Genomic DNA, 22,179 nt, shown 5'->3' with positions numbered 1-22,179 from the left:
TGTACGCTGCGGCGTTCCCCTGGCCTCGACGCCGGCAGCGCGCATGAGCTGGCTTGCAGCGTCCTCGTCGGCGCGGAGGGCAGGCTCGGCGAGGACGGCGAGTTCCCAGGATCGAAGGTGGACCTGCCAGGCGCCGGTGCGAGGACCTCATGAACCAGATCGTCCAGAAGGCTCTGGATTGGATGCAGCGCCGACTGCTGTGGCTGCTCCTCTGCTCCTACGCGCTGGCGTGGTTGGTGTCCGGGCCAGGTCTACGTTTGCGCAACCTGTCTGCCGGGTCGCTCCCCTGGGTGCGCGGCGGCCGCGTCGAGCTTTCTCTGCCGTTGCTCCTGCTGGCGTTCCTCTTGGCAAACGCGGGTTTCGGCGCTCGCGTGCAGCAACTCAGGCATCTGACCAGGTATATCGGGCTCCTCGGCATCGGACTCGCGGCCAGCACCGTTCTACCAATCCTCTTCACGCTAGCACCAAACGCTCCCACAGCCCTTCGCGCTGCCAGAACCCGCTTCCGCGGTATTTGGCAGCACAGGCCGTGCGTCTGACGGCGTGCGACCCCTGGCAGCGAACCCCATCACGACGCGGCGCCCGCCGAGCCACGGCAAGCCGATCTCTGCCGCGTTGAAGCGTTGGACCAGCGGGCGGAGCCAGGCTCGACGCGGCAGGAAGGCCAGCACGACGAGCAGGTGCGAGGGCGTGAGGATCAGGTCGGCGTCGCGCATCAGGACCCAGCGCCGCAGCGTGCGCGGGTGGGCGAAGTGGAAGCGGGGGGGCAGGGCGTCGCCCAAGGCGCGGAGCGCGTCCCAGGCGAGCGCAGCGATCCAGGCGCAGAGCGCGAGCGGTCCTTGGCGAAATCCGGGGCGGTCGGGCCGACCGCGCTTGGGATAACCGCTCGCCGAGGTGTCGAGCCAGAGGTCGTGCACGCCGATGCGGTGGCCCTGCTCGTGGTGCTGGCGAGTGCGGTACTCGTGCAGCAGCTCCAGGGCCGGCGTCGTGGTGTCGTGCAAGACGAAGAGCGCGTGCCAGCGGTCCTTGCCCTTCATCGCGTGCTCGCGCACGACCACGGTCCGCAGGGGCCGAGCGATGCCGCGGATCGTGGTGGTCGTCTCGGCGAGCTCGATCCTCTTGGGCTTGGCGCCCGTGTACCGGCCGGGCTCCTCATAGGGGGTGAACCGCGCTCGTGGCAATCGCTTCCACGCGTTGACATAGCCCGGCCGACGAGGCGCGCGGATCAAGAACACGGTCTTGCGGAAGCGATTGAGGCGCCGAAGGCCTTCGTTGGTGGCGGAGGCGCCCGCGTCGATGATCAAGCGAAGCTGACGGACCCGGACGCGCCGACGCACCGCGCGGAGGAAGCCGAGGGTCCGCTCGATGAGCTTGCCGTTGCCGCGGGTGACGACAAGCCCGAGGAAGCGGCGCGCCTGGGGCCAGTGCAGGAAGAAGAGCTTCTCGGCGCGCATCTTCTTGTTGCGGAGGGTATGGAAGCCCTTCGGGATCTTGAACTTGCGCGTGAAGCGGGCGACGACATGCTCGTCGAGGCTCAGTGTCACCCTGCGGTGGCGCAGCGCGCCCCACGACTCGGTCATGCGCGTGAGCCTCTTGACCCCTTCGGTCGTCACCGCGCGCACGAGCCCGCCAAGGCGGGATCGAGACATGACCTTCTTGCCGCCGGACAGGATCGCAAAGCCCGGATCGTCGAGGGTCTCGAAGTGAAAGATGCGCTCGATGCCCAGGCTCGCGCGGAAGAACAGCGACAGCACGAGGCGCTGCGCCTTGTCCGCGCTCCCCAGCGCCCTGGCCAGCGTGCGCTCCGCGGCGCGGCTCAGAGCGAGCGCGGCCGGCAGCAGGAGGAAGGCGCCCCCGAAATGGGTGCGCCCGATCAGGTGGGGCGCGCGACATGCGCCTCCGCGCGATCGTGCTCCGGGCGAAAGACGTACAGGCCGTAGGCGTCGAGAAACCGGCGGAGCGTCTGCTGCTCGATGTCGATCCCGAGCTCGCGCTGGATGAACGCGACCACCTCGGGCTGAGTGCATCGTGGATGGTCGACGAGGTACTTGGCGATCGGACCGGCATGCTCCGGGCGCAGCCGCGGTTGCCGGTGTCGCCCGAGCTCCGACCAGATCGATTCGAGCATCTGGTGGGCCGAGAGCGTGCGCACGGTGCGCATGGCCCGGTCGGTGCGACCGACCGCCGCGCCCACTTGCGCGGCCGTCAGCCCCATGTCCGCATGCAGGAGGAAAAAGGCTGCGACGCGCAGCAGGATCGGCTGGGCCGCGATGGCGGCCCCAAACCGCACCGCAGCCTCCAGCAGGACTTGCTCCGACCGTGTCGCCCCCTCCAGCACGTCCGCATGCTTGCGCTGCCAGCGTACCCACGCCTGCTGCGGCGCCTCGCTCGCCTGTGTCGTCGCCGTGTCCGTCGTCATGATGCCCTCCCCATGACGAGCATCCCACAGCGACGAAAGCCTGCAGCAGCCAGGCTCGGGCGATGATCATACGTTGAGGCGGAAGTCGTCGGTGAACGCTCCGAAGGGATCGGGGGCGTTTGGTGCTAGCCGTCTCGCTTTTGGCCGTGCCGAGGCATGACGACGAGTTACAGAACATCCTGGTCGGGCTGGCGCTCATAGGATCCATGCCTGTCTCCGGGTCTTCTACGGCGTGGTCGCAAAACGCCGGAGGCAATCCCGTTTTGAGCTTGGGCCTGGTACTACTGTCGACGCTCTGTAGCCCCCTCATCACCCCGGTGGGGCTGCACCTCGTCGGCTCTATGGCGCGTGGGGATTACGCCGAGGATCTGCACGAGCTGGCATTCCAGGGGAGCAGCGGATTTCTCATCGTCGCGGTCGTCGTGCCATCCCTGGTGGGCATGCTTCTGCAGCGCGCGCTGGGCTCAAGAGCGCGGGATGTGGTATCGCCGGCATTGAAGCTGCTCAATTTGGTAGACCTGCTGGTGCTAAACTACTCCAACGCATCGAGCGCCTTGCCTCAAGCGCTCAGCCACCCCGATTGGGATCTGCTGCTCATCATCGCCTCGATCACCACGACGTTGTGCGTTCTCAGCTTCGGTCTCGGGGGATTCCTCGCGCGCTGCATGCGGGCGGACGCGGCCGATAGACTCGCGCTGATGTTCGGTCTGGGCATGACCAACAACGGGACAGGGCTGGTGCTGGCATCCGTTGCACTTCCGGATCACCCGGAGGTGATGCTGCCGATCATCTTTTACAACCTGGTTCAGCAGATCGTGGCCGGAGTTGTCGACGCACGCAGCCAAAGCGCTGCTGCGCGGAAGATCGCTCGGTCCCCTTCGTCAGGTCCGGGGCTCTTTTCACGATGGAGACGAGGTTCGTGACGATCCGCCGGCACGTATCACCTCGACCTCGGGGAGCTCGACACGACGTCGCTTCATGTCCTGAGCGCTCCCTTCAGCAGGAGGCCCACGACACCCGCCGCGACGAGCACGCCGTAGAAGGCGCCCTGCATCCACGGCAGCCGCCCGAAGCGGAGGTAGAGCGCCGAGAGCCCGAGGACCATCAGGAACGACGGGATGCTTCACGTGGATCCAGTTTTCCCATCCCCTACGCGCGGGCATGGCCGTATGCAACAGTTGTTACACACATAGAGCAGATGTATCATACGGTGCCATGGCTCCAGCGAGGCGAACGATGACGAGACCTGTTGCAGCGCTCCTCTCCCTTGTCGCGCTCGGCGCATGTCGTGGCGAGCAGGCAGCCCCACCCAGTCCCGCGGCGCCGCCCCTCTCGACGCCCGGCACATCCGCGAAACCGACGACCGAGCCGCGCGACGGCGACGGTGGCGCTGCCGCGCCTGCGGCCTCCTCGGTGCCGTCGCCTTCGGCTCCATCTGGGTCGGCGGCGGCGCGCACCTGGGACTTCGACGCGCAGCAAGCTGGCGCGCCGCCAGCCGGGTTCTCCTTCGGCAGGACGGGCGGGGGCGCCGTGGGGAAGTGGGTGATCAAGACGGAGGCCGGAGCCCCGAGCGGAACGAACGTCCTCGCGCAGGTCGACGCCGACGCCACGAGCTCCCGGTTTCCCGTGGCCGTCGCCGATGAGCCCACGCTGCGCGACCTCCGGGCCTCGGTCAAGTGCAGGGCCGTTTCCGGCAAGGTGGACCAGGCGTGTGGTCTCGTCTTCCGTTATCTCGACGAGAACAACTACTACATCACCCGTGCGAACGCGCTCGAGGGCAATGTGCGGCTCTATCATGTCAAGGACGGACGCCGGACGCAGATCGCGAGCTGGAGCGGCGCGGTAGCTGGCAACTGGCACGAGCTGCAGGTAGGTGCCCGCGAGGACCGGATCCAGGTCCACTGGGACGGGAGCCAGATCATCGACGCGACGGACCGGACGTTCACTGCGCCGGGGAAGGTCGGCGTTTGGACCAAGGCGGACTCGGTCACGTACTTTGACGACCTCACCATCATGCCGCTCTGATCTGAGAAGATGCCGCTTGGACAAGAGGAGAAGAAGCTATGAGGAACATCGTTGATTGGCTCTGTCTCGCCGCGCTGATGGCGCTCGGCTGTAGCAACGCACCCCCGGCGCCCTCGGCGGAGCCGCCGGCGGCCCCGCGCCCCACGGCTCCGCCTGCGGCCGAGCCCGCCGCTCAGCCAGCGCCGGCCGCCCCGGCCGCGCTGGATCCCGCGGTCGTCGAGGCGTCCACGGGCGCCAAGGCGGAGGTCGCTGAAGGCGTCGTCAAGGTCTCGTTCCCGCGGAACGACGTCAAGGTCGAGGTGGATGGCTGGGCCATGCCGCCATTCATGGGGCTCACCTCGTGGGCCGGGTTCACCCCCGGCCAGAAACCGGGCATCGAGGCGATGGTGATGGGCGACCTCGTCCTGTTCGAGGACGAGGTCAGCGACGCCATGAGCGCCGCCCTCGACGCCGGGCTCGAGGTCACCGCGCTTCACAACCACTTCTTCTATGACCGGCCCAAGATCTACTTCATGCACATCGGCGGCGAGGGCAAGCTGGACGCGCTCGGCAAGGGGGTGCGCGCGGCCCTCGACGCGACGAGGACCATCCGGAAGGCGACGCCAAAACCACGCGAACGCTTCGAGGGGCCGGCCATTCCTGCGAAGAGCGCCATCGATCCGGCCAAGGTGGAGGCGGCGCTCGGCGTGAAGGGGACTGTCAAGGACGGCATGGTCAAGGCCGTGATTGGCCGGCCTGCCGCCGTGGCCGATTGCGGCTGCAAGATCGGCAAGGCGATGGGCGTGAACACGTGGGCTGCGTTCGCGGGCACGGACGACAACGCCGTCGTGGATGGCGATTTCGCGGTCACCGAGGACGAGCTCCAGCCCGTCCTCAAGGCGCTCCGCGCGGGCAAGATCCATATCGTGGCGATCCACCACCACATGGTCGGCGAGGAGCCGCGCATCCTCTTCTTCCACTACTGGGGGCGCGGCCCCGTCGCCGAGCTCGGCAAGGTGTTGAAGGGCGCGCTCGGGCTCACGAAGAGCCAGCCATGACTGCGGGCCGGCGCCCTGCAGCGACGGTCTGAAGCCCCCGTCACGTCCCGCGAGGCTCGGGTCGAGCGAGCGCCTCGAGCGCTCGCCGGCGGGCCCAAGCAGAACGAGACGGGCGTGGAAGGCGAACAGCCGGGACGGCTGGCGAGCGGGAGCCATGACCAGCAGGTATATTGCAGCGACTCCGACACCTGGCAGCCCAAGGCTGGGCGCGTCGGCTCAAGGGTCCTTGATCAACGTCCGATCCTGGTCTCTCTGGAGGAGGCTGATGAGCGTCGCGTCGGAGTCCTCATCGACGCCTGCCTGGAGGAAGGCGACCTCGTAGTCGCGCTCGACGCCGATCCGCAAAGGGTAATGCCACCCCAGATAATCGAAGGCCGTCATCGTGTCGATGTCGTTCGGGTTGGTGATCAAGTTCTCGGGATCGGAGAAGACAAGCTCGCCCGAGCCAAAGCCAAGCGCTCCCGCCCGGACCCGGTGCTCCGGGAAGTTCGTCCAGTATGCGATCTTCACGATGATGACCATGAGGCGACCGCGCGCCTGGAGCGCGAGCGCGGCGTCTGGGCCGATCATGGTCAGCGGCACGATCGTTCCGCCGAGCAGCGCGTCGACCAGGCCCTGCTGCTGTGCGCCGGTCAGGCGCGCGAAGCTCCTCGCCCCGAAATCGACGCGGGCGTGCTCATCCAGCTCGGAGAAGGATGCCGCCGAGAAGGTGCAGGAGGGACCCATGGGTCACGGTAGCCTCCATGCGCTCGCGCCGCCTGCATCACGCCCGCGCGAGGCTCGCCGGAGGCAATGGCGCGGCGCGCGCGGCGTGGAAGACGCGCTCGTACTTCACCCCGCCCCCCTCGGCTCGCCCTCGAGCCAGAGCCCGATCGCGGCCAGGTGCATCCGCTTGAGCTGCTCGACGGCCTCGCGCGACTCCTCGGCCGGCAGGCTCAGCGACAGATCGATCACGGACGCCGCGGTCTCGAGCAGCACCCGCGAGAGCACCGCCGCCGACGCGTCCGGCCTCGCCGCCCGCCGCGCGAGGTTGTGCGCGACCCGCCGCGCGAGGTCCGCGTTGTCCCGCTGATCGATGGCCCGCAGCTCCGGCACCGCGTGCATCACGCGCCGCACCGCCGTGCCCCCGGGCAAGGCCCGGATGCCGCGGACGTAGGCGTCGATGAGGCGGCCCCAGATCGCTCGCCAGTCGGAGCGTGGGTCGGCCAGGTCGTCCACCTCGTCGAACCAGGCCCCCCACTCGGCCACCATGGCCTCGGCGAGCGCCACGATCACCGCCAGTTTGTTCGGAAAATAGCGGTAGACGCTGCGCACGCGCACCCCCGCCCGTTCGGCCAGCAGGTTCGTGTTGAAGCCCTCGACCCCGACCTCGGCCAGGAGCGCCGCCGCCGCCTCCAGCAGGCGCTGGCGCGTCTGCCGGGCCCGCTCCTGCTCGGGCTCTCGGCGCGGGGCGAGATCGATCGCGGCCTTCGCCATGGCTGCCTCCTGGCCCCACGGTATCGGCCGACGGCTTGACCGGCAACAAAAGGGAGCATATGCTCCCTTTTATGATCCTCTGTCGCCGCCCGCCCTTGGGCCTTCGTCGCCGGTCGGGGCCCGCCGCGCGCGCGGCGCTCGGGGGCCGCCGTGGCTAGCGCCTTGCTCCCGCTCTCCGAGGCTTTGCAGCTGCTCTCCTCGGGGCTCTTCGGCCTCTTCATCGGCGCGCTCCTGGCCGAGGGGGTGCTGCTCGTGCCCTACTGGCGCTCGCTGCCCCCGGCCGAGTTCTTCGCGCTGCACGGCGCCTTCGGGCCGCGGCTCTACCGCTTCTTCGCGCCCTTGACGACGGCGGCCTCGCTGCTCGCGGTCGTCGCGGCGGCGGTCTCGCTCCTCGCGTCGAGCCCGACCCGCTGGGCATCGCTGCTGTCGGCCGGGCTCGCGGCGTCGCTGGTGGCGGTCTATTTCCTGTACTTCCGGCGGGCCAACGCGGGCTTCGCCGCGGCGAGCCCCGGGCCTTCCGGGCTCGCGGCCGAGCTCTCGCGCTGGGCCCGCTGGCACTGGGTGCGGGTGGGCCTGGGGCTCTTCGGCTTCGCGTCCTCCCTGCTCGCGCTGCGCTGAGCGCGGGCTGCAGGCCGCAACGCCGGGCTGCGCCGCTCGGGGCATCGATCGATGCTCTCCGAGCGGCGGTCGTCGTCAGTAGCCGCAGAGCTCCCACGGGGCGGCGCAGCTCTGGCCGGTGACCGTAGAGGGGTTCGTCGGGCAGGTCCACCACTCGCCCTGGAACGGACGCGGGTTGCAGTGCGGGAGGCACTCCACCCACCCCGACGAGCACGAGTTCCCTACCGAGACGGTCGGCTGAGCCGCGCAGAACCAGCGTTTTCCTGCGAACCAGCCGGGATTGCACACATCGGGCGCCCCGGCGACGGGCGGATACACCGTGGCGACCGCCTGGATGTCCACCGCGTCGAGGCTCTCGCTCCCGAAGCGCACGCCGTCCTGATCCGAACACCCACCCCAGTACGTCATGATGGAGTCGTAGTCGTAGAAGCCAGGGTTCACGACGATGTACCGGCGGTTCGAGGGCCACCCGCTGGCGACTTCGCTCGCGGGCAGCGGCTGTCGTTGGCTGCAGCCGCTGGGGACCAACGGGTGATGCCACTCGTGCATGAAGCCGATCGCATGACCCATCTCGTGGATCGCGTACTGCTCCACGCAGTCGAAGCTGTATTCGACGCGGGTCGTCTGCCAGTTGTACTTGATGCAACGGTTGAAGTCGGCGCCCCAGGGCTTGAACTGGACCAAGCCGCCCTTGTTGTAGACGCCGATCGAGTCCGACTGGTTGGGGGCGTCGGGGTGGATCCTGACGCCGACGTAGGTCATGCGCGTGGCCGGCAGGAGCGAATCGCAGCTCTCCCAGCCGGTGAAGCGAACCGAGCTCCAGCGCTCCCAGCTGCCCTGGAGCGCGGTGCGCACGCGCGTGATGACCTCCGCGAGCGAGGGGTTGGGCGCATGGATCAGCCCGCCCGCGGCGCCGTCGGCCCTCTGCTCCGCCGAGCTCGTGGGGTCGATGCAGACCGGGATCCGGACATAGCCGTCGGCGTCCTCAGGCCAGCGACTCGCGCTGTCGAAGACGCTCGCCTCGGCGGACCTCGGCGCGGCGGAGACGGTCAGCGCGGCGCCCAGCGCTGCGAGGAGCAGCGGACCGAGCGAAGAGCGAAACCGCACATGTCGTCCAGGGCCCCGCGTCGTGCGGTGCACCGAGACATTCTCGAGCGGGCTCATGGACGCAAACGCATTGCGATGGCCTTGCAGCATGTTCTTCTCCAATCGACGAGGGTTGTTCTGCCGAACGCGGCTCCGGCGTGGAGCTCGACGCGGTTCACCGGCTTCGCGCCAGGGCCGTGGACGAGACCCGAGCACCGGGGAGGTCGACGCCGCATCGGCTCGCGGCGTCTTCACCCTGCACCTACGATGAGCCTGCCGCTCGGTTTCGCGGGAATGTCACCCCGCTGCCCGGCGGGCGAAGCGCGGACGAGGCGCTCGTCCCCACGGTAGCGCCGGTGCCGCTGCATCCACCGCGCTCCTCCATGGGTCGCTGCCCGCGGGTCGCCGAGGAGCCGGACCCGGGGCGCCGATCCTTGGCTCGGCGGCCCTAGCTAGCGGCCTCGCAGATGACCGTGTAGCTCCGGGTGGTGGCCGGATTTGAACATGAAGGCGGGAAGGCGGGAAGAAAAGATCAATGATCTTCCCGCCTTCCCGCCTTCATGGGGATCACTCCGGGGCCAATATCCCGCGATCCCCGCGGCCGACAGCATAAGGCCGCTCGAACCCAGGGGATCCGAGCGGCCTCGGTCGCGCGGCCCCCCGCCGCGGGCCGCTCTGTCACCACTTCAGAGCTTCGATCATCTTCTCCCCATAACGCGTGCCCATGATAACGACGGACGCATGATCGAAGTGGTACTGATCCATGACGTTCGTCCCCTGCTGGCTGATCCAGTATCCCATAGGCAACATGTCGGCCGCCTGGTGCACGAGGTTGTTGTGACCGCTGCAACATCCGCCCGCGGGGAGCTCTCCGAGAATGAAGGGAACGTCGTAGTCGACCCCCCAGGCCGCCTTCACCTCGTTATAGAGCTGAACGACCTTGCCGGGCCATGAGCTCTGGCCGTTGTCGGACTCACCCTGGTGGAAGATGATGCCCGCGAAGCGCGCGTTCTCGGCTGTCTTCGCTTTGGCGATCTTGTTCAAGATCATCTGGTGATGCGAGCCGCCAGAGATGAACGTGTTGATCGACTCGCCGCTCTCAGCGGTGCCGACCAGCCCGATCGTATCCCCCTCAGGCAGCTTTCCGAGCAGGGTCTTGCCGAACCAGATGCCCGGGTCGACGGAGGTCGACAGGTTCCATCCTTTTTCACCAGGGCAATCGCTGAGCGGCGGATTGGCCAGGTTCCACTGTCCGGCCGGCTGATTGCATCCGCCGAGGACCTTGAGCCGCTCGTCAGAATTCTTGTCGCTGTCCTGCTTGTCGGCGACGCCAGCCATATTCGACTGGCCCATGAGCATGAAGATGTGGAACGTCGGATTTGCGCTCGGCGCGCCGCCGGTGCCTGCCCCGCTGCTGACCGACGCGGTCCCTCCCGTGGCGTCACCTCCAGTCCCCGCGCTCGTGCTGCCTGCCGCGTCGCCCCCGGTCCCCGCGCTCGTGCTGCCCGTCGTGGCGCCGCCTCCAGTCCCCGCGCTCGTGCTGCCCGTCGTGGCGCCGCCGGTCCCCGAGCCGGCCCCTCCGGTGTTGTCGTCCTCACCGCCCGCGCCGGACTCACCACAACCGGACGCAGCGATGATGCAGAGAATTGGGAGGAGCAGGAACCTGGGTGTGCCTCGGGTCGTGCGGTTCATCTCGGTCATGGTCGTTACCTCGTCGCGCCGGGGCGCGATCTGAAGAGAATGGCGGAAGTGGTAGGCCGGCGTCGCGATGCCGGCGCGGCGAACCTCGCCCGCAAAGAGCTCAGCGCCGGGGCCCAGCCTATCGCATCTTGGGCGCTTGGCGTCCAGGATTCGGCTTGTCGGACGACACGAGGAGAAGACCTTGACGCTGGATTTTTTCATCATCGACGGCGTTCGTTCTTCGCTTCGCCTCAAGCGCCGACCGCTCCTTTCGAGGCGAAGCGGTTTCATGGTCCGGGACCGCGGAAATTTGAAACGGACGCGTCGCGCGGGCAACGCAGCGGGCCCATCACGAGGCAACCGCGCTGTCGTGCTCGTGCTCGAGGGAGCCCCTGTAGGGAGCTAGAGCAACCGCGACGGAGCATGGCTGGACGTCGTGCGAGATCTCCGGACGATCGTCGAAGACCTCCGCGAGCGCCGCGCGCCGCGCTCCGCGAAGCGCGCCAGGCTCTCGATAGCGTCAGGGCAAGGCGGTGGTGATCACGTCCTTCGTGGTCGCCGTGCTCTGGCCGGGGCGATCGACGCAGGACGGGTAGTACTGGCCCGCCCCGTTGATGTTCTGGCAGACCCGGTCGCAGGACCCGACGATGCGGATCAACCCGCACTCCGCGATGCTCCCCCCGGACGTCAGGTGGCCCGCGGCGCAGTCGCGCTGGTACGCGCGCGAGTTGTCGACCGTCGCGCTGTTGTAACAGGCGTTGAGGTACGGCTGCGCGGCGAACAGGTTGCCCCAGAAGGCCCCCTCGATGTCCGGATAATCGATGAGCTCCTGGCTGGAGGAGAGCGTCTTCAGCGGATCCCGCAGCGAGCGGGCGGACAGGAGCACCGGTACTTGATAGTAGTTCACGCGCGCCGCCACGCAGCTGGAGACCATGCGCTGCCCGGCCTCGTCGAGCGGCCCGGTCGCCCACGCGCGCGCGACGCCGAGCAACCCGGGGTAGCGCTCATCGTGCCTGGTGCCGCTCGAGTCGGTCCACGAAAAATTGAAAGACGACGAGCTGCTCAGGGCGCAGCTCGTCGCATAGCGCACGAACTCGCGCGCCAGCGCGCCGCTCGACCCGGGATCCTGGATCGCGGCGAGGTTCCGCGCGCTGAGGCCGTTGAGGTTCAAGGCGTTGAGGTTCAGGGCATTGAGGTTCAAGGCGTTGAGGTTCAGGGCGTTGGTGCTGAGCGCGTTGCCGCCCAAGAGGGCGCCCTGGGATTCCCCCACAGGCTCGTCCCACGCATCGGTGTCCTCTACCTCGGCGACGCAGCCCGACAGCACCCCTGCCCAACCAAGCACGATGAATGTCCGCTTGAGAGACATGGATTCCCCCGTGTTCCTGGCGCATGATCCGACGGCGCCCTGCGCGCGGCGCGCGCGGGCTCCCATCGATTCGCTGGATGGGTTCAATATTCTACTTTTTCCCGCGCCGTCGCGCCGGTGAAAGTCGCTTCGGCGGCGGCGAGATCGATGTCAGTCGCGTCCGCCTCCGCCATCGTCAACGCCGCGTGCCAGCGCCGGAGTCGCCCGCCCATGACGGTCGGAATGGTGGCGGCGGCCGCGAGGGCGCGCTCGAGCTGCGCCCGGGCGTCGGCGCGCCGGCCGCGGCGCAGGGCGGCGAGCGCCCGCGCCTCGAGCACCTCGATTCGCTCCTGCCCGACCGAGCAGCGCGCGGAGCGCTCCTCGAGCGCGGCCCACGCGGCGCGGTCGTCGTCGCGGGTCGCGAGCTCGATCATCGCGCAGAGCACGTCCTCTGAAGGCTTCAGCGCCTCGCAGCCGGCGTCGTCGCGCGCCGCGCGGAGCCGCCGGGCGATCCGGCGAGCGCCCGCCTCGTCGCCCTGGTAGAGGCGCAGGCGCGCGATCAGGAGCGCCACGACGACCGGCGCGTGGCGATCGCCGCAGCGGGACGCTATCGCCTGGACGGCGCGCGCATGGGGCCGCGCGGCCGCGAGATCGTCCATCAGGTACAGGTACTCGGCGAGGTTGTAACGCCCGACGAGCTCGAACGCGGGCTGGCCGAGGTCGCGCCCGAGCGCGATGGTGCGCTCGAAATCGGCGATCATCCCGGCGCGATCGCCCTCCAGGGCCCGCGCGAGCCCGCGGTTGTTGAGCGCGGCGCCGAGGTGCATGAGATCGCTGCGCTCCTCGCAGCTCTGGATCACCGCGTCGAGGTCCCGCGCCGCCTCCTCCACGCGGCCGAGGCTGGCCAGGATGAAGCCGAGCAGCAGCCGCGCGATGATGTGCGTCTCGTGGCCCTCGTCCCCGAGCCGCGCCGCCTGCGCCGCGGCGCGCGTCAGCACCGCGGCGGCCTCGTCCTCGCGGTCGGCGCGGTGGAGCGAGCGGCCCACGCCGAGGAGCAGCCGGGCGCCGAGCAGGGGCGAGGCCGCCCGGTCGGCGAGGCGCTCGGCGGCCGCGACCCGCTCGCTCGCCGCCCGGTACTCGCCCGTCCAGTCGAGGATCATGGCCTCGTCGAGGAGGAGCTCGATCTCCGCCCCCGGCTCCGACGCCGCGGCCGCCGCCTCGCGCGCTACGGCGAGGTCGGCGAGGGCCTCGGTGTGGCGCCCGAGCCGGAAGCGAGCGAGGCCCCGCGCGCGGCGCTCCTCGGGGAGCAGCGCGCCGAGCAGCGCCTCGACGCGCCCGTAGCAGCCCTCGGCGTCGAGGTAGGCCCGGCGCGCGGCCGCGAGCTCGGCGCCGCGGGCGAGGAGCGACGCCGCGCGGGCGGTCAGGCCGCCGCGCTCGCAGTGCGCCGCGAGCACCAGCGGATCGGCCTCGCCCGCGGCCTCGAGCCAGTCGGCGGCGAGGCGGTGGCCGAGCGCTCGGTCGTCCTCGGTGAGCTGCGCGTAAGCGCCCTCGCGCAGGAGCGCCTGGCGGAAGGCGTACTCCTCCTCGCCGGGGAAGCGACCCTCGCGGTGGCGGACGCAGAGCTCCCCGGCGACGAGCGCGGAGAGGTGCTCCGCGAGCGGCTCGGCCTCGTCGCCCCCGAGCAGATGCGCGACGGCCCCTCGCCAGAACACCTCGCCGAGCACGCTGGCGGCGCGCAGGATCCGGCGCGCGGGGGGCGCGAGCGCCTCCAGCCGGACCTGCACCATCGCCACCACCGTCTCGGGCAGCGCGTCGCCCCGGCCCTCCGCCGTCGCGCGGATCAGCTCCTCGAGGAAGAACGGCTGGCCCTCGGACTGGGTGACCAGACGATCGATGAGGGCGCCGTCGGCCGCGTCGCCCAGCGCCTCCCGCGCGAGCTGCGCGCACGCCCTCGGCGGGAGCTGCCTGAGCCAGAGCTCCTGGCGCCCGCGCTCGGCCCAGAGATCGGGGTACGCTTGCTTGACCTCGGGGCGCGCCGTGGCGAGCACGACGAGCGGCTGGTCCGCGAGCTCGCGCAGCACCGCGTCGATGGCAGCGACGGAGGCGCGATCGGCCCAGTGCACGTCCTCCAGCGCGAGCACCACCGGCTGGGCCGCGCACTCGGCGCGCAGAAAATCGCGGAGCGCGCGCTGCATCTGCTCGCCGAGCAGCTCGGGATCCTGCCGGGCGGCGCGGAGCGGGAGGCTGTCCTCGTCGGGGAACGGCACGCCGGCGAGCTCGCCGAGGAACTCCTCGATCCGGCGCCGATCCGCCTCGAGCACGCGGCGGGCGACGCGGACCCGGAGGAGCGCACGCCGCTCCTCGAGGGGCTCGCCGCCCTTGATCCCCGCCGCGCCGCGGATCGCCTCCGCGAGCAGGCCGCCGGTGGATCGCGCGCGGAGCGGATCCCCGAGCCCCGCCCAGATCTCCGCGGGCGCGCCGGCGCGCCGGAGGGCGGCGAGGTGCTCCTGGAGGAGGCGGGACTTGCCCATGCCCGCGGCGCCGATGACGAGCACCGCCCGGGCGGCGGGCTCGCCGGCGCAGGCGGCGAAGGTCTGCTCGAGCAGGCGGAGCTCGTGATCGCGGCCGACGCAGGGCGTGGGCCTGCCGAGGAGCGGGCGCCACGGCTCGGCGGCGCTGCGCTCGCCGCGGAGCTCGAGGGCGCCGGACGCGGCGATGGCGGCCTCGAAGCGGGCCTCGAGCAGCCCGGCGGTGGTCTTGTCGAGGAGGATCGGCGGCGCGCCCGCGCCGTCCGCGCTCCGGAGCAGCCCGGCGGCGCGCTGGATGGCGTCGCCGACCGGCAGGCCGCGCCCGAGCTCGCCCCAGCCGACGGTGATCGCGATCGGGCGATCGGGGACGCGCTCGCGCAGGGCCAGGGCGCAGCGCGCGAGCTGCGCGGCGACGTCGGTGGGCACGTGCGGCCGGCCGACGATGAGCACCGCGGTGCCGTCGGCGAGCAGCTCCAGGCGCCCCTCGAAGCGGGCGGCGACCTCCCGGAGCGCGCCGGCGTCCGCGCCCGCCTCGCCGGCCGAGAGGGTGGCGTCGAGCGCGGAGGCTCTCGCGCGGCCCACCACCGCGACGCCGTGGAAGCGGCGCTCGCTGGTGGTGAGCGCGGAGCTCGGCGGCGCCGGGATCGACCCGCCGTGGACCTCCTCGGCCGCGAGCGCGGCGTGGACCGCGGCCCCGTCGCGCGGGCGCCGCGCCGGATCCTTCTCGAGCATGTGCGCGAGCAGCGCGTCGAGCCACGGGGGCGCGTCGGGGCAGCGCTCCGACAGGCGCGGGGGCTCGTCGAAGATGATCCTGGCGAGGAGGGCGATCAGGTGATCTGCCTGGAACGGCGGGGCGCCGGTGAGGCACTCGAAGAGCACGCAGCCGAGCGAGAAGATGTCGGCGGGCGCGCCGACCTCATCGCCGCTGCGCGCCTGTTCCGGGGCCATGTATTCGGGCGTTCCGACGAGCACCCCGGCGCCGGTGATCGGGGCCATGCCCGGGAAGCGGGCGATCCCGAAATCGAGCAGCTTGGGCTCGTCGATCCGGCCGCCGACGAGGAAGATGTTGGCCGGCTTGAGATCGCGGTGGACGACCCCCAGCGCGTGGGCGGCGCCCAGGGCCGCGGCGACGCGCGCCCCGAGCTCCACCGTCTCGGCGACCGTGAGCCGCCGCCGCGCGAGGAGGCGGGAGAGGTCCTCTCCCTCCAGCCACTCCATGACCAGGAACGGCGTGCCCTCGCGCGCGGCGTCGTAGGCGATGTACCGGACGATCCCCGGGTGTGCGAGGCGGGCGAGGAGCTCCGCCTCCCGCGCGAAGCGCGCGACGTGGAGCGGCGACGGATCGTGCAGCACCTTCGCGGCGACCCGCGCTCCGGTGGTCACGTCACAGGCGCGGTAGACCGCGCCCATGCCCCCGATCTCCGCGAGCGCCTCGACGCGGAAGCGCCCCCCCAAGAGCTCCCCCGAGCGCACCCATCAAGGATAGACGGAGAATGCGGTTCGTCCAGTGATGGTGTGAATTTGGGCCGCGGATCCGCGCGCGCGGCGCCCGGGGCGCATCGATGGTTGGACCCGATTCAGACCCAGGTGGGACCGATGCCGGGCCGCTCTGGGCGAGCTCCCGCAGGCCGCGCGCAGCGAAGCATGTCCGCCAGCCGGGGCGGATTCCGCAGTTGACGCTTGACGTTTCCGAGGCGTTTCGATGTTCTGTTCCTGCGGGAGGCGCCAGGGTCGGCACGTGCGTGCCAGGAGGAGAGCGGGGGCGGCGTAGGGGTGCGAGGCGTGAGCGGCTCCTCGCCCGGGGGGTCGCGGAGCGCCGTGGTTCCTTCACGCCGTCAGGAGGAGCGCCGCCCTCGCCCACACGACAGAGCCAACGCCGGCCGACGAAAGCGAACGGGAATCCGATTCAATGAACCGACACAGCCAAGCGCACCTCGGTCAGGACGCTTATCAGGTCACGGAGACCGTGGCCGTATTGCCGCGGAGCATCTGGCGGCGCGCGCGCCACGCGACCTCCGGCGCGAGCGTGCTGCTGCACTCGCTCCGGCGCGCGGTCGCGCAGCCACGTCGGGTCCTGGAGCTCGAGCTGCAGAAATGGCGTCGAATCGGCGCGCTGGCGATCGACGGCGACGTGTGCGAGGTGGACGGCGAGCCGTCGCTGATCGTGGAGGACTTCGGAGGCGCGCCGCTCGCGATCCCCGCGGACGGGTTGGACGTCGGAACGTGCCTGGAGCTCGCGCTCGGCATGGCTCGCTCGCTGCATGGCTTGCACGAGCAGGGGTGGCTGCACGAGGACGTGAGCCATGGCAGTTTCCTGGTCAACCTCGCGACGCTGCGTGTCGAGTTCGCTGACCTCCTGGCGGTCTCCGAGGGCGCGGCGGGCGGCGCCGCCTTCGAATTCGCGACCTCGCTCGCCCACGTCGCGCCAGAGCGGACGGGGCGCCTCAATCGTCGCCCCGATCACCGTGCAGACTATTATTCTCTCGGCGTCACGCTCTTCCAGATGCTGACGGGCCAGCTGCCGTTCGCGGCGAGCGACGCCATCGGCTGGGCGCACGCGCACGCGTCCAAGCGCGCGCCGCTCGTCACGGAGCTGTCGCCCCACGTGCCGCCCGTCCTCGCGCAGCTCGTGTCCAGGCTGCTCGCGAAGGATCCTGACGAGCGCTACCAGAGCGACCACGGGCTGCTGAGCGACCTGACCACGCTGTGCGAGAGCTTCCGGCGGACGCGGGCCTTCCCTGCCCTCGTCTTGGGGGCGAGCGACGTCTCCACCGAATTCGTGGTCAGTCGAGACGTCCAGGGGCGCGACGCCGAGCTGTCGGAGCTGGGAGGCGCCCTCGACGGCGCGCGCTCCGGGAAGAGGCTGCTCGTGCTCATGCCGGGGGCGGCGGGGGCCGGAAAGTCCGCCGTGCTCGCGGAGTTCCTGAGGCGGCACGGCGGAGCGCCGGCGCGCCTTTTGTCGACGGCGTTCGAAGAGCGGGGCGAGGCCGTGCCGCTGTCGGGTCTGGCGCACGTGCTGCGAGGCCTGGCGGGGGACCTGCTGTCGCTCTCCGAAGCCGAGCTGACCGAGCTGCGGAAGCGCGTGACCGCGGCCCTGGGGCACAACGCAGGTCTCCTGACCGAGCTCGTGCCGGCGCTCTCCTGCGTCACCGGCGCCTCCACGTCCGTCGTGGCGTTGAATCCCCTCGAGGCGCAGCGCCGGCTCAAGCACGTCTTCCTCTCCTTCATCCGTGTCTTCGCCACGGCGGAGCGCCCCCTCGTCTTCGTGCTCGACGACGCTCAGTGGCTCGACGCCGCCTCCGCCGAGCTGCTGTCTGCCCTCCTGACGAACCCGGACTCGAGCCACGTGATGGTGCTGGCCGCGTTCCGCGGCGGCGACGTCGGCGACGTACCGACGCTCCTGAACCTGCGGAACGCGTCGCGCCGGACGAAGGAGGTCGTGCTGACATTGCCGCTCGGGCCGCTGTCGTCCGACGCGGTGGCGGAGATCGTGGCGCGCTCGATGCGCGCGCCCGTCGCCGAGGTCCGTGGGCTCGCGGAGATCGTGAAGCGCAAGACCGACGGCAACCCGTTCTTCATCGGCCAGCTGCTCGTCTCCTTGCATCGACAGGGCGCGCTGCGCCTGGAGGTCGAGCGCGGCCGGTGGTCCGCCGACGCGCGGCGCGCGGAGGCGCACCCCGCCTGCGACAACGTCGGCGCGCTGATGGCGGAGCGCCTCGAGAACCTCGGCCCCGACGCGGCGAGGCTCCTGTCCGCCGCGGCGTGCTTCGGGATGCGCTTCGATCTGCAAACCCTGTCCGAGGCCGTGGACAGGCCGGTCGCGGCCTGCCTCGAGCTCGTCCGGGAGGCGCTGGCCCATCGCCTCGTGTCCGAGGTCTCGGCCGAAGCTCGAGCGGAGCGGCCGGAGCCTGTCCGGGGTCACGAGCCCGCTTCGTACGCCTTCGAGCACTCGCGCGTGCGGCAGGCGGCGCTCTCGCGCGCCAGCGACGCGGAGCGCGTGGCGCTCGACGCGTCCATCGGGCGGGTCCTGCGCGAGCGCCTGCGGGGCGATCGCGCGCCGGGTCGGATCTTCGAGGTGCTCCGTCACTTGAACGCCGCTCGCGGCGCGATCCATGACCGAGGAGAGCGCCTCGACCTCGTGGAGCTCAACTTGACCGCGAGCGACCAGGCGCTCCAGAGCGGCGCGTGGAGCATCGCGGGGACCCACGCCGAGATCGCCGTCGAGCTCCTGGCCAGCTGCGAGAGCGAACGTCCACCGGAGCTGGCCTTTCGAGCGATCTTCGCGCGCGCCGAGACGGCCTTCGTCCTGGCGGATCCGCGCGTCGACGCGCTCTGCGAGGAGGCGCTCGGGCTCGCCCCCGACCGCCTGGCGCGCGGCCGCGTTCATGTCTTGAAGACCCGGATCCTCGAGCACGGCGGGCGAATGCAGGACGCCGTGGTCCAGGTGCGCGCGGCGCTGGCCGAGCTCGGCGTGCGCTTGCCGGAGGCGCCCGACGAGATCAACCAGGGCATCGGGGAGGGTATCGGCAAGCTGCAAGCGCACCTCTCGCGCGTGACGATCGAGGGCCTGCCGGCCCTCCCGAGGGCGGAGGACCCCGAGTCGCGCCTGGCCCTCGAATTGCTGGCGCAGGTGATCCCTCCGGCGTTTCAGACGTATCCGCCCCTGTTCTTCCTGGCGGAGCTCATCATGTTCGACCTGGCGCTGAGCCGCGGCGTCGACGCGGTCTCGTGCAAGAACTTCGCCGACTGCGGCATCATCCTCCTCGCGGTGCTGGGCGACTACGATGCTGCCTATCGCATGGGCCTGGCTGCCTTCGAGCTCTTGAAGCGCTTCTCGCCGACCCCGGTCGAATCGGGCGTGTGCTTCGTGTTCGCGGCCTTTCTCGCGCACTGGAAGGAAACGTACCGAGATCTGTTCGCGGTTTACGACCGGGGGGAGAAGAGCGGGCTCATGCTGGGCGACCTGCAGCACGTCGCCTACGCCAAGAACGATCGCGCCCAGCGCTCGTTCCTGGTCGGCGCGCGGCTGCGGGCGTGCCGCGAGCAGGTCGCGGAGCTGCGGCGGTATTTGACGCACATCTCGGCGGCGGGCCAGCTGGTCAACGCGCTGGTCGTCGAGCGAGCCGTCGCTCGGCTGATGGCGCGCGAGTCGGAGCGGGAGGCCGTGGCCGCGGCCGACCGCGAGGCCACGGCCGTGATGGCCGCCGAGAAGAGCACCCAGTACTGCTACGCCCACGGGCAAGCCCAGATGATGACGAGCTTCATCCTCGGCGACTTCGCCTCGGCGCGGCAGTGGATGGAGTTCACCCGGGAGTTCTTGATCATCTCGGCGGGGCAGTTCTCGCTCCCCGATTACAGGCTCTTCGAAGGGCTGCTGGCGGCGCGGGCGTGCCGCGAAGGAGGCCCGGAGACGCGGGAGGCGCAGCTCGCGGTCGTCGAGGAGAACCTGAAGCAGCTCGAGGTCTGGTCCCGCCTGTGCGCGGAGAACTTCGCCCACAAATATCATTTCCTATCCGCCGAGCACGCGCGCCTGACGGGGCAGCCGCTGCACGTCGTGCTCGCCCGCCACCGCGACGCGATCCGGACGGCCGGAGACGGGTTCATCCACCTACGGGCGCTCGTGCACGAGCACCAAGCAGAGATGTGGCTGTCGCTGGACGAGCCCCTCCACGCGAGGACGTGCCTGGAGGCGGCTTACAGGCTCTACAACGACTGGGGCGCGACGGCGAAGCTCGAATCGCTCGCGCACGAGCACCCCGCTTTGCTCGCGGATGCCGTCCTGGGAGAGATCGCGACGCCGCGCGGCGCGGCGGCGGCCGGCCTGGGCTTCGACGGCGCGTCCCTGCTCAAGGCGACGCAGAGCATCTTCGTCGAGGTCGAGCCCGAGCGGCTGTTCGCCGCCCTGATGGCCACGTTGATCGAGAACGCCGGAGCGGAGCACGGCTGCCTCGTCCTGCGAGACGACGCCGATCGCACGTATTACGTGGAGGCGCGCGCCCACGTGGAGCGCCCGATCGCGAGCCTCCCGCGGCGCGTTGCGTACTCGGAAGCCGAGTTCCTGTGCCCGAGCGTCGTCAGCTACGTGCTGCACACGGGAGAGGCCGTCACGCTGGACGACGCGTCGAAGGCCGGCGCCTTCCTGGAGGACCCGCAGATTCGGAGGCGGGGGGTACGCTCGGTGCTGTGTGCTCCCATCATGCGCAAGGGAGACGTCCTGGGCGCGCTGTACGTGGAGAACAACGTCAGCCCGTATGTCTTCACGCGCGAGCGCCTGGCCGCGCTGCAGGTGATCGCCAGCCAGGCGGCGATCTCGATCTACAACGCGCAGCTCTACGAGGAGCTGGAGCGACGCGTGGCGCAGCGCACCGAGGAGCTGGCGCTCAAGAACCGCCAGATCGCGTCGATGCTCGACAACCTGGACGATGGCGTCTTCACCATCGACCGGAGCCGGCGCGTCGAGCCGGGATACTCTCGACGATTGATGGAGATCCTCGGCGATACCGATCTGGTCGGTCGAGACTGCCTCGCGCTGTTGTTCGACGGCTCGAGCGTGCGCCCGGACGCGCGGAGCGCGGCGGAGGCGGCGCTGTGCTGCGCCTTCGATCAAGAACAGTGGCTGGCGGCGCTGAACATCGACCACCTGATCCGCGAGGTGGAGCGCACGGGCCCCGGCGGCAAGCCCCAGTTCCTCGAGATCTCCTGGAGCTTCATCGCGTCGGAGTCAGATCACGTGGAGCGCATGCTGGTCACGGTTCGCGACGTGACCTTGCTGCGCAGCCTGAAGCAGACGGCGCGCAACAAGGAGCGCGAGGTCGACATCATCGTGCAGGCGCTCGATCGCGGGGTCGACGCCACGCGCGCGTTCTGCGCCGACTGCCGCGCGCTGCTGGCCGAGAATCGCGCGGCGCTCGGGCCGGACGCCGAGCTGTCCGAGCGGCGCTGCGACGCCGCCTTGCGCAACCTCCACACGCTGAAGGGCAACGCTCGCCTGCACGGCTTCACGCACCTGGTGGACTGCCTGCACTCCGCGGAGAGCGCCTATCAGGCGCTGCGCCGAGCTCCAGGGCAGCCGATCGAGAGGCACGTGCTGCTGGAGCGCCTGGATGCGGTCGAGCGAGCGGTCGCCGAGTACGAGTCGGTTTGCCAGGAGAAGCTGACGACCGCGCTCAAGAGGCCGGACGAGCGGAGCGAGAGTGTCCTTCAAGACATCCGGGGCCTGGTCGCGACGGCAGACTCCGCCGACGCGCAGGAGCTGGCGCGCAAGCTGCGTCGAGCCCTCGCGCGGCTCGACCCGACGTCGGTGGCGCGCGTCGTCGACGAGACGCGCGAGATGTTGCCGAGCTTGGCCGCCGAGCTCGGCAGGCCCCCGCCCGCGGTGCTGACGGAGCACGCCGAGGCGCAGCTGGCCGGCGACTGGACGGGGCTCGTGAAGGACATCCTGGTGCAGTGCTTTCGCAACTCCCTCTATCACGGCATCGAGACGCCCGACGCGCGAGCGCTCGCCGGCAAACCGGCGCAGGGCCGCATCCATGTTCGCGCGCGGAGCGGACCGAGCGCGCTCGAGCTGCAGATCTCCGACGACGGCCGCGGGCTTCCGCTCGAGAAGCTGCGCCGGCGGGGGGGCGATCCTCCTCTGCCGGATGAAGCCCTGGCCGACCAGATCTTCCTCTCCGGCGTCTCGACCGCAGAGACGATCGGTCGAGTCGCCGGTCGAGGCGTCGGGCTCGACATCGTGCGCGAGCGCCTCCGGGCGCGCGGCGGTGACGCGCTGGTGCGCTTCACCGGGGAAGAGCGCGATGGCCACCGGCCGTTCATGCTGGTCCTCCTCCTGCCGAAGAGCGCGGTCGCCTCCCGCTCTGGCGGGTAGCGCTCACCCGTGAGCAGCGGGTCGCGCCCTGGCTCGCGGCGGCGGGCCCTGGTTTGAGCGCATCACGGCGCATCGCGGTGCGCCGGCCAGAGGCGCTG

Annotated in this window: 14 protein-coding genes; 5 read left to right on the top strand and 9 right to left on the bottom strand. The window is 70.6% G+C overall.

Translation table 11 applies throughout. The features are described 5' to 3' along the window. Positions 1 to 458: 458 nt before the first annotated feature. The gene (locus tag WME98_RS44255) at positions 459 to 1,754 is read right to left on the bottom strand and encodes a hypothetical protein (RefSeq protein WP_437945511.1); all 1,296 of its coding nucleotides are present in this window, start codon (positions 1,752 to 1,754) and stop codon (positions 459 to 461) included. A gap of 119 nt (positions 1,755 to 1,873) precedes the next feature. Next, on the bottom strand, positions 1,874 to 2,419 hold the full coding sequence (locus WME98_RS44250; RefSeq protein WP_437945512.1) for a hypothetical protein: 546 nt from the start codon (positions 2,417 to 2,419) through the stop codon (positions 1,874 to 1,876). Positions 2,420 to 2,541: 122 nt separating this feature from the next. On the opposite strand from WME98_RS44250, the gene WME98_RS44245 reads away from it, so the two are divergent. Next, a complete protein-coding gene (locus WME98_RS44245) occupies positions 2,542 to 3,342 on the top strand; it encodes a bile acid:sodium symporter family protein (RefSeq protein WP_437954091.1) in 801 nt (266 codons plus the stop codon). A 53-nt stretch (positions 3,343 to 3,395) separates the two neighbouring features. Here WME98_RS44245 and WME98_RS44240 read toward each other — a convergent pair whose 3' ends face one another. Continuing rightward, positions 3,396 to 3,524, bottom strand: a complete 129-nt coding sequence (locus WME98_RS44240; RefSeq protein WP_437947640.1) for a hypothetical protein — start codon at positions 3,522 to 3,524, stop codon at positions 3,396 to 3,398. A gap of 308 nt (positions 3,525 to 3,832) precedes the next feature. Here WME98_RS44240 and WME98_RS44235 point away from each other — a divergent pair, with 308 nt between their 5' ends. Then, positions 3,833 to 4,444 (top strand): hypothetical protein, encoded by a 612-nt coding sequence (locus tag WME98_RS44235; RefSeq protein ID WP_437947639.1) that lies wholly within the window; start codon positions 3,833 to 3,835, stop codon positions 4,442 to 4,444. Positions 4,445 to 4,521: 77 nt separating this feature from the next. After that, entirely contained in the window at positions 4,522 to 5,481 is a 960-nt protein-coding gene (locus WME98_RS44230) for a DUF1259 domain-containing protein (protein ID WP_437954090.1), read from the top strand. A gap of 216 nt (positions 5,482 to 5,697) precedes the next feature. Here the strand turns inward: WME98_RS44230 and WME98_RS44225 are convergent, their stop codons facing one another. Together WME98_RS44225 and WME98_RS44220 are read right to left on the bottom strand one after the other, a co-directional pair. Continuing rightward, positions 5,698 to 6,207, bottom strand: a complete 510-nt coding sequence (locus tag WME98_RS44225; RefSeq protein ID WP_437947638.1) for a hypothetical protein — start codon at positions 6,205 to 6,207, stop codon at positions 5,698 to 5,700. Between the two features lie 105 nt (positions 6,208 to 6,312). Then, positions 6,313 to 6,957: a TetR/AcrR family transcriptional regulator gene (locus tag WME98_RS44220; RefSeq protein ID WP_437947637.1), complete on the bottom strand. Its 645-nt coding sequence runs from the start codon at positions 6,955 to 6,957 to the stop codon at positions 6,313 to 6,315. 150 nt (positions 6,958 to 7,107) lie between these two features. Here WME98_RS44220 and WME98_RS44215 point away from each other — a divergent pair, with 150 nt between their 5' ends. After that, a complete protein-coding gene (locus WME98_RS44215; RefSeq protein WP_437947636.1) occupies positions 7,108 to 7,575 on the top strand; it encodes a hypothetical protein in 468 nt (155 codons plus the stop codon). 75 nt (positions 7,576 to 7,650) lie between these two features. Here WME98_RS44215 and WME98_RS44210 read toward each other — a convergent pair whose 3' ends face one another. The 4 genes from WME98_RS44210 to WME98_RS44195 all read right to left on the bottom strand — a co-directional run bounded on the left by WME98_RS44210 (position 7,651) and on the right by WME98_RS44195 (position 15,687). Then, on the bottom strand, positions 7,651 to 8,739 hold the full coding sequence (locus WME98_RS44210) for a hypothetical protein (protein WP_437947635.1): 1,089 nt from the start codon (positions 8,737 to 8,739) through the stop codon (positions 7,651 to 7,653). A 600-nt stretch (positions 8,740 to 9,339) separates the two neighbouring features. Next, entirely contained in the window at positions 9,340 to 10,566 is a 1,227-nt protein-coding gene (locus tag WME98_RS44205; protein WP_437947634.1) for a sialate O-acetylesterase, read from the bottom strand. Positions 10,567 to 10,861: 295 nt separating this feature from the next. Further along, entirely contained in the window at positions 10,862 to 11,707 is an 846-nt protein-coding gene (locus WME98_RS44200) for a hypothetical protein (protein ID WP_437947633.1), read from the bottom strand. Positions 11,708 to 11,790: 83 nt separating this feature from the next. Beyond that, positions 11,791 to 15,687, bottom strand: coding sequence for a serine/threonine-protein kinase (locus WME98_RS44195; protein ID WP_437947632.1), 3,897 nt, complete (start codon positions 15,685 to 15,687; stop codon positions 11,791 to 11,793). A gap of 436 nt (positions 15,688 to 16,123) precedes the next feature. Here WME98_RS44195 and WME98_RS44190 point away from each other — a divergent pair, with 436 nt between their 5' ends. Next, positions 16,124 to 22,081, top strand: a complete 5,958-nt coding sequence (locus tag WME98_RS44190) for an AAA family ATPase (protein WP_437947631.1) — start codon at positions 16,124 to 16,126, stop codon at positions 22,079 to 22,081. The last annotated feature ends 98 nt before the right edge of the window (positions 22,082 to 22,179 follow it).

This window comes from Sorangium sp. So ce296, from assembly GCF_051529605.1.
GTDB classification, from domain to species: domain Bacteria; phylum Myxococcota_A; class Polyangia; order Polyangiales; family Polyangiaceae; genus Sorangium; species Sorangium cellulosum_D.
The sequence above is the reverse complement of the archived record's forward strand: the minus strand, read 5'-3'. Positions and strand labels throughout refer to the sequence as shown.